This window comes from Pontibacter fetidus (assembly GCF_010119545.1).
Classification (GTDB): Bacteria; Bacteroidota; Bacteroidia; order Cytophagales; family Hymenobacteraceae; genus Pontibacter; species Pontibacter fetidus.
Genome location: NZ_JAAEAA010000006.1, coordinates 63,640 through 77,019, shown reverse-complemented (window position 1 = coordinate 77,019; position 13,380 = coordinate 63,640). Strand labels below are relative to the sequence as shown.

The 13,380-nt window shown below is 47.0% G+C and carries 12 protein-coding genes; 6 read left to right on the top strand and 6 right to left on the bottom strand.

Features of this window, described 5'->3' with window-relative positions; all coding sequences use genetic code 11:
* The first annotated feature begins 78 nt into the window (after nucleotides 1-78).
* Both GWO68_RS06155 and GWO68_RS06150 read left to right on the top strand, forming a co-directional pair.
* On the top strand, nucleotides 79-951 hold the full coding sequence (locus GWO68_RS06155; RefSeq protein WP_162345550.1) for an AraC family transcriptional regulator: 873 nt from the start codon (nucleotides 79-81) through the stop codon (nucleotides 949-951).
* A gap of 58 nt (nucleotides 952-1,009) precedes the next feature.
* Nucleotides 1,010-1,966, top strand: coding sequence for a DMT family transporter (locus tag GWO68_RS06150; RefSeq protein WP_162345549.1), 957 nt, complete (start codon nucleotides 1,010-1,012; stop codon nucleotides 1,964-1,966).
* Nucleotides 1,967-2,067: 101 nt separating this feature from the next.
* Here the strand turns inward: GWO68_RS06150 and GWO68_RS06145 are convergent, their stop codons facing one another.
* Nucleotides 2,068-2,580, bottom strand: coding sequence for a DUF2231 domain-containing protein (locus tag GWO68_RS06145; protein ID WP_162345548.1), 513 nt, complete (start codon nucleotides 2,578-2,580; stop codon nucleotides 2,068-2,070).
* Nucleotides 2,581-2,695: 115 nt separating this feature from the next.
* Complete coding sequence (locus GWO68_RS06140; RefSeq protein ID WP_162345547.1) at nucleotides 2,696-5,485, bottom strand: TonB-dependent receptor; 2,790 nt, start codon at nucleotides 5,483-5,485, stop codon at nucleotides 2,696-2,698.
* A 307-nt stretch (nucleotides 5,486-5,792) separates the two neighbouring features.
* Here GWO68_RS06140 and GWO68_RS06135 point away from each other — a divergent pair, with 307 nt between their 5' ends.
* The gene (locus tag GWO68_RS06135) at nucleotides 5,793-6,284 is read left to right on the top strand and encodes a DUF2062 domain-containing protein (RefSeq protein ID WP_317164496.1); all 492 of its coding nucleotides are present in this window, start codon (nucleotides 5,793-5,795) and stop codon (nucleotides 6,282-6,284) included.
* Between the two features lie 950 nt (nucleotides 6,285-7,234).
* Here GWO68_RS06135 and GWO68_RS06130 read toward each other — a convergent pair.
* From GWO68_RS06130 to GWO68_RS06115, 4 genes are all read right to left on the bottom strand, one after another.
* Nucleotides 7,235-8,554 carry a 4Fe-4S binding protein gene (locus tag GWO68_RS06130; RefSeq protein ID WP_162345546.1) on the bottom strand — a complete coding sequence of 440 codons (1,320 nt, stop codon included), beginning with the start codon at nucleotides 8,552-8,554 and terminating at the stop codon, nucleotides 7,235-7,237.
* Nucleotides 8,555-8,556: 2 nt separating this feature from the next.
* Nucleotides 8,557-9,933 carry an NAD(P)/FAD-dependent oxidoreductase gene (locus tag GWO68_RS06125; RefSeq protein ID WP_162345545.1) on the bottom strand — a complete coding sequence of 459 codons (1,377 nt, stop codon included), beginning with the start codon at nucleotides 9,931-9,933 and terminating at the stop codon, nucleotides 8,557-8,559.
* Between the two features lie 310 nt (nucleotides 9,934-10,243).
* Complete coding sequence (locus GWO68_RS06120) at nucleotides 10,244-10,456, bottom strand: hypothetical protein (protein WP_162345544.1); 213 nt, start codon at nucleotides 10,454-10,456, stop codon at nucleotides 10,244-10,246.
* A gap of 34 nt (nucleotides 10,457-10,490) precedes the next feature.
* The gene (locus tag GWO68_RS06115) at nucleotides 10,491-11,120 is read right to left on the bottom strand and encodes a hypothetical protein (protein WP_162345543.1); all 630 of its coding nucleotides are present in this window, start codon (nucleotides 11,118-11,120) and stop codon (nucleotides 10,491-10,493) included.
* Between the two features lie 144 nt (nucleotides 11,121-11,264).
* Between GWO68_RS06115 and GWO68_RS06110 the strand changes: the two genes are divergently transcribed.
* The 3 genes from GWO68_RS06110 to GWO68_RS06100 all read left to right on the top strand — a co-directional run bounded on the left by GWO68_RS06110 (nucleotide 11,265) and on the right by GWO68_RS06100 (nucleotide 13,328).
* Entirely contained in the window at nucleotides 11,265-11,951 is a 687-nt protein-coding gene (locus GWO68_RS06110; RefSeq protein ID WP_162345542.1) for a hypothetical protein, read from the top strand.
* Nucleotides 11,952-12,023: 72 nt separating this feature from the next.
* Nucleotides 12,024-12,581, top strand: a complete 558-nt coding sequence (locus tag GWO68_RS06105) for a hypothetical protein (protein WP_235941963.1) — start codon at nucleotides 12,024-12,026, stop codon at nucleotides 12,579-12,581.
* A gap of 168 nt (nucleotides 12,582-12,749) precedes the next feature.
* Nucleotides 12,750-13,328: an SRPBCC family protein gene (locus GWO68_RS06100; protein WP_162345541.1), complete on the top strand. Its 579-nt coding sequence runs from the start codon at nucleotides 12,750-12,752 to the stop codon at nucleotides 13,326-13,328.
* Nucleotides 13,329-13,380 lie beyond the last annotated feature (52 nt).

The following is a 13,380-nucleotide window of genomic DNA, read 5'->3' as shown; positions in this document are numbered from 1 at the left end:
CATTAAGATAGAAATTAGCCTATAGCTGCCTTTTATAGGTTAAATTATGCTTACTTTGGTTGTTCGCTCCTTAAATCCATGAAAAAGCAGAACAACTATACTTTACCTACCCAGGACCTGCTGTTTGAACGCGAAATAGCCGTTATGCCGCTGCAGGAGTTTAAAAGTGAATTGTCTGCTATTCCGCACCGCCACGATGCCTACCAGCTTATGTTTGTGCAGGAAACCAAAGGCGGCGATAACCTGATTGACTTCCGGAGATACGATATGCTGGCGGGTAGGCTTTTTCTTATCGGGCCGGGGCAGGTGCATCAGCGGTTGTCTTTGCAAGAGCAAGGAGTGATCTTGTTTTTTTCGGAAGCTTTTCTGCAGGCAACCGGGCTAACTGCTCACGATGCGCTGGTACTTTTTGGCGCTGTGTACCAGCACCCGTACCTCGACTTGCCAGAAGATCTGCAACAGTTTTTTCTGAAACTTTCTGAGCTTATAGTTCTGGAATTGAAGCAGGAAACACCCAGCCAGGCTATACTTTCGCGTTATCTGTTTATACTGTTGAGTTACCTGCTCCGTGAATGCCATGTACAAATTGCCCAGCTTACCCCGGCCCGCCACAGCGAGCGCCTTTTTAAACTGAGCACGCTCATAGAAGATCATTACCTGGCACATAAGCCAATCTCGTTTTATGCCGAAGCTCTGCACATTACGCCCAAACACCTCAACAATCTTTGCCGTCAGTACCTGCACACCACTGTTTCCGATATGCAAAACGCACGCCTGCTGCTCGAAAGTAAGCGCCTTTTACATTTCTGTAACTTAACCGTTAAAGAGATTGCCTATAAGCTGGGCTTTGAAGACGATTCCTATTTTGTGCGGTTCTTTAAGCGCATGGCAGGCCTTACACCGATGCAGTTCAGGGCAAGTGGTTCCGAAAGTACCATAGCTGACGTATAAAGTGCCGTGACTTAAACCGGTTTTGCCCGTACTTTTACATTCTTAAACAGGAGAAAGTATGCAGGCAAATCAGAACTTGAAGGCAATTGGTATGGGCGTGGTGGCATCAGTCTTTTTCTGCTCTACTTACGTTTTCAACAGCTTTATTTCGGTAGCGAACGGGCATTGGGCCTGGACGGTATCGTTGCGTACCATTTTCCTGCTTGTGATCTTACTAGGGATATTACAGATTAAAGACCAGTTGAAGCCATTATGGCGCATTTTACTTAAAATGCCCGGCACATGGGTGTTTTGGGGAAGTATCTGGTTTGGGTTGGTATATGTGTTGCTAACGGCTGCTGCCTCCTTCGGGCCAGGTTGGCTGGTTGCAGGTGTTTTCCAGTTTACAATAGTTGCCGGCATTTTGCTTTCGCCCTTTCTGTATAAAGATAGTCGTGCAAAAATACCTGTGCGGGCCCTGCTACTTTCTATACTTATATTAGTCGGTATTGCCCTGATGCAATGGAGCCAGCGTAACGGATCCTATTCCGATGCTCAACTGCTGATTTGTATTGTGCTTGTTTTGCTTGCCGCTGTTATCTGGCCCTTGGCTAACCGCAAAATGCTGCTTTTTGTAGAAGAGCAAGGCTACGAACTTAATGCAATGCAGCGCGTTGCCGGAACAGCCATGGGTAGTTTACCGGCGCTATTTATATTAATGGGTATAGGTTACTACCAGGCTGGCTTACCCGGACAAACCCAACTATGGGCCGTTTTTGTAATTGCCTTAAGTTCCGGGGTAATTGGTACCATTTTGTTTTTTAAAGCCACCCACCTTGCCCGCACCGATAGCGCCGCACTTGCTGCCGTAGAGGCAACCCAATCTATAGAGATACTGGCAACCGTAACAGGAGAGGTGCTGCTGCTGGGAATTGCCTGGCCAAACTTAACCGGTAATGTAGGCATGTTGCTGGTAACCGGCGGCCTGATACTTTATAGTTTACCAGCACGCAAAAAAGTGTTGCGCCCGGCTTAGAGTTAATTTTAAACAGCCACTTAACCAAACTATAAAAAGCTAAAAGCCCTGCCAACTATAAACTGGCAGGGCTTTTTGGTTATGGCAACTATAGCTATAGTTTACTCTTGTGCTTCAGCGGTTGGCACAAAGTCAGAACGTATTTCGGGGTGATTAATTTCGCCGCCAGATGTGCCTACCTGCCGTGCCACAAAAATGGAAACCAGACCTAGTACAATCGTTAAAATGAAAAGGGTTTTGCGCATGGCCATTTGCTTTACATCAGCAAAAAATGAGATGGCCGCCAGCACCCCGACACCAATTATAAGCCAGATGTATAGCTCTGCTTTTTCTTCGTGTTCGTGGATCAGGTCGTGGCTCATGCCCTGCATATGTTCTACGGTTTCTTCGGCTTCTTCTCCGGTCAGGTAAGTGGGGATGGCGGCTATGGCACTAACTATAAGTATAAACAATGCCGTCCGGATGGTGTCGCGGCTTTTAAAGAACATACCTGCCGCCAAAATAATAACACCAATGATGCTTCCTATAATAGGTACATGGTTTAACGTGATATGCAAATGAGCTTCGTTCATGGTTGTGTTGGGGTTATAGTTTATTCTCAATTTCAGAATCATAAAATTAAGAATCAATATAAATTGAGCCGGAACGGAGCAGGCCATAAAAAGCAAAAAAGCCTGCAGTAACTACAGGCTTTTTTTAGTTTGTCCACTAGCTCTAAATGGCTTTCTGTTAATGGCCGCGCATGCCCGGACCCCAGTTTCTGCGCATGTTTTCCTCAGGGGCAGAGCCACTGGCAAACTTCTTCAGGTTGTAAGTAAACGTTACCATAAAGAAGCGCTGCAATACAGTTGACTGCACATCCTCGATGTAGTCTGTTTCTACGTTACGCTGCACACTTACATTCTGACCCAGCACATCGTTCACGCTAAAGCTAAGTTCGCCCTGCTGGTTTTTAAACAGTTTCTTGCCCAGGCTCATGTTCCATAGTATGTAGCTTGGGTCAACGCCACGCGATAAACCTGAATTGTACACATGGTTCAGCTCGGTGCGGTAAACCAGTCCTTTTAACAGAATCCAGTTGTAACGCAGGTTGGTGTTTTGAGTAAAGTAGTTGCTGTTTTGTGTCAGCAGTGTATTTTTAACAATATTATAGTTAGAGTTGGTAGAGATCGTGAAATCTACCTTTTCGCTGATGTTGCTGCTGATGTTTATGCCTGCACCTAAATTGGTAGTGTTGGCATAGTTTACTTTACCATCCAGCATGCCCGGCTCGCGCTCAAAACCTACCATACTAAACAGGTTAAAGTTAGAGCTGATAAAAGTAAGCGGCTGGCCATAGTTCAGGAACGAACGCACGTTGTAATAGCCATCCATGTTTACAGGGCGTGATAAACGGGCACCTGGCTGCGGCGTGTAGCCTTCTGTAAAATCAGCCGGAATATCGCGGGTGTAAACGCTGTTGGCTATGTAATTCTGGGTAATGGTACCAAACATACCTGCAAAGAACACGCGGTTGGTTTCGGCATTAAAGTTACGGTAACGGATGTTGATGCGATTCTGATAATCCTGGTCAAGTTCCGGGTTACCGATGCGTAACTGTGTTGGTCTTGATATATCCAGCACTTCCTGCAGGTTAGTTACTGAAGGCACATTGGTGTTTGAACGGACGTTAATGTTCAGGTTGCTTTGCTCCGAGAATTTGTACTCGTACTCCGCAGAAGGAAGTATGGCATTAAAATCACGCTTGAAAGGATACGGCTCAGGGTACAGGTTTTCGCTTTGCAGCGATGCGATCTGGTAGCGCATGTTGGCCTGGAACCTTACTTTTTCAGAACGGTACTGGTAGCTTGGCCCAAACGTTTGAGAAAGGTAATCGCTCTTGAACGTATTGCTCAGCGGGGCATTCGGGTTACCGTCATACACTCTGTCGCTTGCTATAAAGTCAAAAGTTCTTCTGTCTGAATCGTTTATCTGGTTGCCAATGTTATACTCCAGCTGCAGCCTTGAATTCTCGCCTAAACGCTGCGAATAATCCACGTTACCGCTCCATGTCAGGAAATCCCTGTCCAGGTTTATAAACTGGTTTCTGTTCACATCTTTTGTCGGGTCGGTGTTATTATCAGTGTCTTCCAGCTGGTACGTTTTAGCGTCGGTGCTGCTATAGCTGGTTGTAAAGTTAGTAGTTAGTATGCGTCCAGATTCGCCGAAACGGTGCGAGTAAAGGATGTTGTTATTAAAGTTGATGTTGGCATTGCGGCTATCGCTTTTCGTAAGTGAGCTGGTCAGTGCTTGTGCTTCGGCCGTTTCTGCGTTATCTATAGTTGATGCGTTGATATAGTTTATGGCATCGGTATTTTGTACGCTGATGCTCGGGGTTACCAATAAACGGTTGTTTTCGTTGATGTTGTATTGCAAGCGCAGGTTAAAGCGATGGCTGTTATCCTTTTCATTATCCAGCGTGTTTTCCAGGTAGGTGGTGTCGGTGTTAATGAAATCGCGGAAGCGGTACTGGTTATTTTCGTTATCGCGGTTCGTGAAACTATAGTTTCCGCTTACTTCTATTTTCTTGCCCAGCATATCGTTAAAGTTGATGCTGAACATGTTGGTGTTGCTGATACCGTTTGGAGAACCACCGCCAAAAGGACCACGGCGGCCACGCATGCCACCCCCCGGTGTTTCGCCTACCGAAAAGTCAGACATGTTGATGTTGTTGGTTAAACCGGTAACGGTTACGCGTCTGTTGCCATTATAGTAGTTAACGGCTGCACCCACCATGTAGCGCTCGTCGGTGCCGTAGCCAGCCGATATTTTACCCATATACCCCTGGCGACGATCTTTTTTAGTGGTAAAGTTCAGCGTTTTTACACGGTTACCGTCATCAAAGCCACTAAAGGCGGCGCGGTCGCTCTGTCCGTCAAAAACCTGCACACTTTCAATCATATCCGCAGAGATATTACGTACCGCTGAGCTTACATCTTCGCCGGTGTAGCGCTTGCCATCTATCATAACCTGCTTCACTTCCTCGCCCTGGGCCTGTATTTTACCATCCTGAATGGTGATGCCCGGCATTTTGGTTACCAGTTCTTCGGCACTTGCATCGGGCGCTGTTTTAAATGCTTTGGCATTAAACTGCGAAGTATCGCCTTTCTGCTCGCCAAGCGGCGCGCGGCCTACAACTTCCACTTCGCCTATAGCTGTTGAAGCTTCTTCCAAGATAAGTGCACCCAGGTTAAGAGCTTTGCCTTCCATTTTTATACTCTTGCTAAATGGCTGGAAACCAAGATAGTTGATCTTTATAGTATAATCGCCGGAAGCTACGCGCTCAAACCGGAAATTACCTTCGGTGTCAGTAACAGATGCTACGGTGGCTGCTGTAGTTCCGTTAACCAGCAACACACTGGCGCCAGGCAACGCCGATTTATCCTGGGCACTACGGATGGAACCCGTAATAGAGGCAGTTTGAGCATATGCTCCTACGATGGTAAACAAAAGTACCAGCGCGAGTAAAAACTTTTTCATTTATAAGTTTTGATGTGGGGTTATTGTCTGGTTTAGACCGGGCAATTGGTAAATGGTTTAATGGATAGCAAAATAATTGTTACACCATTAATGTCGATCTTTCTAAAGAAGCCGAATACTGTTCTCTGGTTTAAAATTTATAAGTTAAAATGCACGGTTTTGAGGTTACTTTCCGTTAAATGCCGTATTAAGTGTATACTTTTGCGGGGCAAATTCAGCGCTTATCCGTAGCCCGGGCTTCTGTCAGAACCGCAATTTCAGGAATAAGCTTCTAAAACTATTTAACTGGCAGCAACTGCTTTTTACCGTGAAGGAATTTTTAAGGCGCAGAATTTTACAACCCATCCTTAACCTGATGAAGCAGGGCATGTCGCCGGGTAAGCTGTCTGCAACTATAGCGGTAGGTTCGGTAGTGGGCATAATACCTGCTATTGGTGTGGCCACGTTGCTGAGCACGGCAGTTGCCGCCCGTTTCCGGCTTAATATTGCTGCCACGGTGCTTATTGTATACCTGATGCAACCCCTTCAGATCCTGTTAGCTATTCCTTTTATAAAGCTGGGCATTTACTGGTTTGGTATGTCAGAACTCCGGATGTCGTTTGAGGAAATGATTGCCATGTTCCGGGAAGACTGGCTGCATGCGCTTAAAGAGCTATGGGTAGCTAATCTGGCAGGTATTTCGGCCTGGGCACTTTTAGCCATACCGGCGGGCGTGCTTTTGTATTTAGTTATGCTGCCTGTATTTAAGAGAGTGCTGCCCACAGGTACTATAGTTCCGGAAGTAAGCCCTGAAGTATAGTTTTATAGTTGGTATTTTATCTCAACTCAGTCCTCACCAGAAAGGAGAGAGTTTCTGTCTGAATCAGAATTTAATGGATTTCAGGATTGGCAGGATGAACTATAGTTCTATTGTTTGCGTGATCCAATCATCCCTGCCCCTTAGCGCTACGCTCGCTACCTTTAAATTCTCTTTCTTAGTAGTTCAGGGCAGGGGCTGCTATTGCTATAGTTGGAGCTATAGTTTTATAGTTGCTGACTGTCATCCCCCTGCCCCCTTCAAAGGGGAATTTCCTGTCTTTACCAATTTAACAGCTATAGTTCTATAGTTACAGTCCATGAGGCGGACAGGTCGCGACCTGTCCCTACGAAACTATAGCCACGATAAATTTCGAAGTAAGCAAGATCAAATTATAGTTGGTGGTCAATAGTAGAACGATCCCAGTCTTTGGGTTGAGCGCCTTTGACTTGTTGCGGTGCCGCAGGCAATCCGAGGCACGAGGATAGAAAGAAGGCAGCAGCGCGATGCCCGAAGACGGGGCCTCCCTTAAAGAGGGCCCCTACCCCCGCCGTGAGGGCACCAAAATATAGTTGAAACGATAGGTAAGTAAAGCTCCCAGGAATAAAGAATTTTTGAAAGGACAGCCTAGTTCGAGTAGCAACTATAGTTTCCTAAAAAGCTGTAACAGATATCTCGCTATGTTCGAAATGAAAAATGCAAAACTATAGGACACATAAGTTTCCTCGGCTATGCTCGGAATGACAATTGATCAACTATAGCATTAGCCGCTGGCAGGAACTGCGCACGCTGCCGGGTCTTTAAACTATAAGCTGAGATAGATTTCTCCTGACGTCTAAGTGACAAAATAGTGAAAGACAAATAGGATTTTCAATTAAAACTCGAAATAACAAGCAAGGAAACTATAGCTCCTATCAAGCTATTGCCAGCACATAGAAAAAATCAACCTTAAACTACAAAATGGTTACAGCATCACGACTGATAAGTGTAGTTCCCTGATACCGGTGGTCGGTTGGGCCGTTTTCCAGTTTTAAAACACCCCTTGGGCAAACATGGGCACAAATACCGCAGCCAACACACGATGCGCGGATGATCGGTTCGCCTTGCTGGGCATACCAGCGCACATCAATACCCATTTCGCAGTACGTAGAGCAGTTGCCGCAGGAAATGCACTGGGCCCCGTTGGTTGTGATCCGGAATCGTGAAAAATATTTTTGCAGGATACCCAGGTAAGCAGCCATCGGGCATCCAAAGCGGCACCATACACGGCTCCCCATAACAGGGTAAAACCCTACGCCAACAACACCTGAGAAAATAGAACCGATAAAGAAACCATAGCTTCGGGCAAATCCTCCGGAAAGGTCTCCGAATATGCTACCACCAGACCAGGAATTGATCCAGAGCAGGAGGGTGGTGAGGATGATAAAGCCAAGTATCGGGTAAATAATGGCGACCTCCCATTGCCAGGCCTTCTTACTTTTATCAGATAATTGGCGATAAGGGTCGCCGGCGGTTTCGGCAAGGCCGCCGCAGCCGCAAACCCAGGAACAGTACCAGCGCTTGCCATAAAAATAAGTAAGCACCGGCGTTGCCAGGAACGAAAGTATAGCTCCCCAAAATACCATAAAAAAACCAAGTGCCTGCCCATTCTCCAGCAGATAACTTACCGTGCCCGGGAAGAGGTAATCGTATTTAAGTGGCCAGAAATAACTGAAATAAAACTCTGGTTGGTTAAAGGCCAGCAACAGGCCAGGCAACAGAAATGCAAACCCTAACTGGAAAAAGATGACTGAACACGTGCGGATAAGCTGGTAACGGTTATTACGGTACTTTAACAAGGCCCAGACACCCATCACAAGCACGGCAATAGTATAAAACAACCCGTACAAAAACCACTGGTCTGCGGCCTTGTTCCGTAGTAACCTGCTCAGTGGCTCTACTGCGGTAATCAACCCTTGCAAGGAATCCGGAAACCAGTAAAGCAACACATAAAACCCAGTGAGAGCAATGCCCAGCACCCAGGCTGAAAAGCCCCGCGAAGTTGCACCGTTTTGCCAGATGCCGTTGTTCTGATGCGCAACATGCCGGTTAGCCCGCGTTAAAAAAATAAGTAGCAACCCACCAGCCATCAGCAAACCGATACCGCTTAATCCCCAGGCTATATGGTCTATAGTATTACTGCCAGTTAGCGTTACAAGCAAGCATAAAATGCTGATTGCCAGTAAGGAGTAGCCGAGGTATGTAAAGTAAAAGTATAGCTTGTTTGTAGCCATAGTTAGCAGTTGTCAGGAATAGAAGAGAAGAGGGAGAAGCGCTTGCGAAGTTGCCACCAACTATGTTGTTTTTCAGGTGCATTGCGGTCGGGGAACTGTTGCAGATACTGTTTCAGTAATTCGGGCTCGTAATGCTGGAAAAATTCGGTATCGAAATTAACGGCATGGAGTTCTTCCATCACCTGGTGGATGGTATAGTTTTGCTTCAGCCAATGGTGGCACAGGTCGTGGCGGTAGCGTACACCCAGCAGGTTTATACCTTTCAGCAGGCCGCTTTGCTTTTCGTAAAGTAACCGTATCGCTTTGGTTTTAACAGGATGTTCCCAGTATAGCGAACTATAGCGGGTGTCGTCGCAGTTGCTGGGCACAAAGCCGTAGGTCTGGTACTCGATGTTCAGGAACTTAGCTGAGTTAAACCAAGGGCCACGCACATAAGGTTTTCTATCGTCACAAAGTATTGCTGCCAGTGCCTCGCCATGTTGCCTTCCGGTATACCATAGTTGCTCTATAGCTGCCTGGCCGGGAGTAGGGTCGGTAAATTGCGCACAGTCCCCGATGGCGTATACATCTGTTGCACTTGTCTCGAAGTAATTGTTTATAAGAATGCCTTTATCTGTTTTAATAAGCGTGTTTAATGTTAGGCTAATTTGTGGTTTAACACCGGTTGCTATGCCTACAAACTGGCAGTGTATTTCGATGCCGTTCTTTGTCTTTACTTTCTGTACATACCCGGTTTCATCCCCTGTAATTTCGGTCAGCTCATCTGACAGGTGTAGTTGTATGCCACAATCCCGGATATGTGTTGTAACCAGTTCTGCTTCGGGGGCGGGCAGGTTGTTACGCCAGTACAGGTTATCGCGCACGATCATGTGAACAGGTATGCCTTTGCTTTGCAGCATTTCTGCCATCTCTATCCCGATCAATCCGCCACCAACTATAATGGCCTGTTTTATGTTCTGGGTCTGGGCCTGCATTTGCTCCAGGTCCTGCAACGATATCAGCGCTTGCACTCCCTTCAGGTGTTGGCCGGGCCAGTTGTAATACACAGCTTCGGAGCCGGTTGCCAATACCAGTTTATCATACCGCACCGGTTCTCCGTTTGCTAGTTTCAGTTCTTTTTTTTCGGGATCTATAGTTGTTACCAGTTCATGCAGGCAGGTTATTTGTTTTTTGGTCCAGTACCAGTCGGCATACGGAATGATGTCCTGGTAGCGCATGTGGCCCATGTAAACATACATAAGCGCCGGTCTCGAAAAGTGGGTAGCAGACTCGGCAGAAATAACCGTAATGCGGCAGCTACTACGCGCACGGAGCTGTTTAGCAAGTGTGATACCCGCTATCCCGTTTCCGATAACAACAACATGCTGGCCTGGCTGCATTTTGTCTCTGGTTAACTATAGTTCTGTAAATATTTCCGGGGCTTACACCGCGTTGCAACTTAAAAGCCTATTGTGCGCAACTATAGATCAAATATACTTTAAATATATGTTACGTGTTGATACGTTGGGTAAGCCGATGGCGGTGACTATAGTTGAAAGTGTCGTTTCGATGATAGGCCTGTTTAAATTAGCGTGTAAATTATAGTTCAGTTGCAGCTTAGTGCTTGATAAGCTATAGCTATAGTTGCCATGTCAACAAGAAGGCCGGAATGGATATCCCGGCCTTCTTATCAGTATAATACTTTGTTAATTAATGTTTACCTGCGCTGCTGCCAATATCAGAGCCCCCATCCTGCACATCGGCACTGCCGCGGCTACCGCTTTTCTGCGATGGCACACCGCTTACGTTGCCTTTTAGTGCATTCTTATTGGTTGCATCCTGTTTCTGGCCTGTCGGGTTAATATTGGTTGCTTTGTTATCCTTGTTTCCCGACTTGTTCTGATCCTTATTGTTCTTATTCATAGTTGTTTTCAGTTAAAATGTATAGCCCACTGGTTTAGTAGCGGTCGTAATAACGGTCGTATGCATTACGTTCTCTGTCTCTGTCAATGTCACGGTACTGGCGCTCGTTGTCCTGCTCCGGGTGGCGGCTGGTGTAGTTGCCATGGTAGCTTCGGCGGTGGCCGGTAAGCGGGTTATAGTAGCGGTTTTCGTTCCAGTCCGCATTTCGGTTGCCGTCGTAGCCAACACTTAACGAGCCGGCCATGTTGCCATAGTTCTCGCCGCGCCGTGCATAATAATTGTCAGGCTGGTAGTTACCTTCAAAATTGCCGAACACACTTCTGGAGCGGTACATGCTTTCCGGTTGCTGGGTTTCTTCGTCCATCCAGTAGCCACGTCGGTGGTCTCCGCGGTCACGGTTACGGTCATCGTAACGGGAAGTATTGCGTGACATGTTCTGGTTTTCGTTATAGTTGCCGGAACGGCCTGAACTATAGTTACCCGATGGCTGGTCAAAATTGCGTTGCAGCTCTCTGTTATAAGTAGTTACGTTATGATGCGGGCTTTCCGTATCCAGGCGGTAAGCCCCTCTGAATACACTCTGGTCTATCGGACGATCGTCGCCTCTGAAGTGGTTTCGGTAATCCGTATAGCCTGTACTGTTATACCAATCGTTTCCTTCCATAGCATTATAAAATCATTAGTGATAGCATTTATAACGCGTTAAATCGCCTATGGTTGAGGTATTTATGCAACAGATTGCATTTCGGGTTTTAATCTAAACCGGTGCGGCTACCGTAAACAAAGGCAAACTATTAACTCTAAAGCTATGAGAAACAGACAAGAAAACGATTACCGCGATACCCGCCCGCAGGAAGAACCTCGTTGGTTAAACAGCCACCGGCACGGCGAAAACTCGGACAGGGGAAATTACCGGATAGATTCTCATTTTAACCGTGGAAGGGGAGAGTACGACCAGGATTACCTGGACAATAGCTCGTTTAACACCAACGCCGACCAACGCTATAGTTCTCCGGAAGGACGCTACCAGGTAGGAGGCGCACAATATGCCGGCCAGGACTTTACAAACGCACGCCGCCGCCGCGGATCAGACAACATGTATGGCATGACCTACTTACCAGAAGATGACCGACACTCTGGTCGCCACTACGATCCGAACGCCAAATACCGAAACTCAGACTACAGCAACCTGCGCAACCAGGGTCAGCCCCGCGACCTGAGCCGCGAACGCAACGAACGGTTTGGGCACGAACTAAGCCGCAACAACCGCGGAGAGTTCCTGGGCCATGCCTCTATGGGTGATTATGAATCGTACAGGAGATATGAGCAAAACGACCCGCGATACGACAACGACTACAGTGGTGGCTTTGCAGGCCGAAATTACTCTGAAGGCACAGACCACTATGGCGAAGGCAGCTACTACAGCAACTTAGACCGCTGGAGAAACGAAAGCCAGAACCGGGAGAGCAGCAGCAGAGGAAAACGCAAACGCTAAGTTAACTTGAGATCATTATCAGTGGCCTGGAGATAGAAAAAAAGACAGGCTACCCACTTAAACTATAAAGCTATGAGAAGAGACAGCGATAATATGTTTTACGGAAATTTTGAAGAACGCTATAACCGCGACCGCGACCGTTACAACAACCAAAACAACTACCAGCAAAATACCTATAACAGCAGACAGCACGAACCTGGCGAACAGTACAGGATGCAGCAACATGACCCTTACAGTAGCCGCAACGACAACTACGGAACGCGCGAAGATTATTACAACGAAATGTACGACATAGCCAACTACTCCGGGGTTCCGCGTGAAGATGATTACGGGTTACCGCACGGCCCTGAAAACGACCTGATGAGCATAAAGCCAATGCCGTTACAGGAAGGACCGTACTTTCAGCACCGCCGGTACAACTATAGTTCTGGCTACAACCCCAACTACGATAACCCCGAAGAAGGCGACATGTACCGCAATTTCGACAGCCGTGGCAACCATGGGTACCGCCACGATGCCTCTTATGGCAACGAAGACGAGTTCAGGGATTTTGGCAACGACCATTACGGCAGTCAGGACCACACAAACCGTACTTCCGGAGACCGTTACCGCGGTTATGACAGGTATTAAGTTACCTGACTGCAACCTTAACGTATAAGCAAAAGTACATTAGTATTAAATTTCCATCTGAGAAAAGGCCGCGGCATATGCTGCGGCTTTTTTATTTGCCATGGCAGGGTGTTGCACAAGCAGGTAAGTATATTTATATTTGACTATACACCTTAACACCTTCACTTTATGAAATTATTGAAGAACATCGGCCTTGGCCTGCTCTCGGTGCTGGTTTTGCTGGCCGTTTTTTCATTGTTTATTTCCTCTACGTTGCGTATAGAACGCTCTGTAGAAGTTGCCGCTCCGGCTAATGCAGCCTTTGAGCAGGTAAACACGCTGCGCAACTGGGAACAATGGTCGCCGTGGCATAAAATAGACCCACACATGCTGCTAACCTATAGCGGGCCCGACGGCGGCACAGGCGCAAGTTACAATTGGTTCAGCAAACACCCGGATGTAGGCGATGGCGGATTTAAGATAACCAAATCAGAACCTAACAAACTTATACTTGCTGAAATGGACTTCGGCCCGAATGGTGTTGCCAATGCAACCTATACGTTTAACCAAACCCCAAAAGGCACCCGCATTTCCTGGGTAATGGAGTCGGATCTGGGTATGAACCCGGTAGGCAAATATATGGGTCTGTTTTTGCTGGATGAAATGGTTGGCAAAGACTTTGAGACCGGCCTGAACAACATAAAGCAGATACTGGAAACCAAGCCTGTAGTACAGCAAGCAGACGCACACGCCGGCCACGGACATTAATTTATAGTTTAATTAAACTTATTCTGCATTTGCCCTCGCTCGCGTCCCGCGA

Excerpts from the sequence above, each read along its gene's own strand:
- GWO68_RS06100 (WP_162345541.1), top strand. The coding sequence starts at position 12,750 with ATGAAATTATTGAAGAACATCGGCCTTGGCCTGCTCTCGGTGCTGGTT.
- GWO68_RS06155 (WP_162345550.1), top strand. The coding sequence starts at position 79 with ATGAAAAAGCAGAACAACTATACTTTACCTACCCAGGACCTGCTGTTT.
- GWO68_RS06140 (WP_162345547.1), bottom strand. The coding sequence starts at position 5,485 with ATGAAAAAGTTTTTACTCGCGCTGGTACTTTTGTTTACCATCGTAGGA.
- GWO68_RS06145 (WP_162345548.1), bottom strand. The coding sequence starts at position 2,580 with ATGATTCTGAAATTGAGAATAAACTATAACCCCAACACAACCATGAAC.
- GWO68_RS06125 (WP_162345545.1), bottom strand. The coding sequence starts at position 9,933 with ATGCAGCCAGGCCAGCATGTTGTTGTTATCGGAAACGGGATAGCGGGT.
- GWO68_RS06105 (WP_235941963.1), top strand. The coding sequence starts at position 12,024 with ATGAGAAGAGACAGCGATAATATGTTTTACGGAAATTTTGAAGAACGC.
- GWO68_RS06120 (WP_162345544.1), bottom strand. The coding sequence starts at position 10,456 with ATGAATAAGAACAATAAGGATCAGAACAAGTCGGGAAACAAGGATAAC.
- GWO68_RS06110 (WP_162345542.1), top strand. The coding sequence starts at position 11,265 with ATGAGAAACAGACAAGAAAACGATTACCGCGATACCCGCCCGCAGGAA.
- GWO68_RS06150 (WP_162345549.1), top strand. The coding sequence starts at position 1,010 with ATGCAGGCAAATCAGAACTTGAAGGCAATTGGTATGGGCGTGGTGGCA.
- GWO68_RS06115 (WP_162345543.1), bottom strand. The coding sequence starts at position 11,120 with ATGGAAGGAAACGATTGGTATAACAGTACAGGCTATACGGATTACCGA.
- GWO68_RS06130 (WP_162345546.1), bottom strand. The coding sequence starts at position 8,554 with ATGGCTACAAACAAGCTATACTTTTACTTTACATACCTCGGCTACTCC.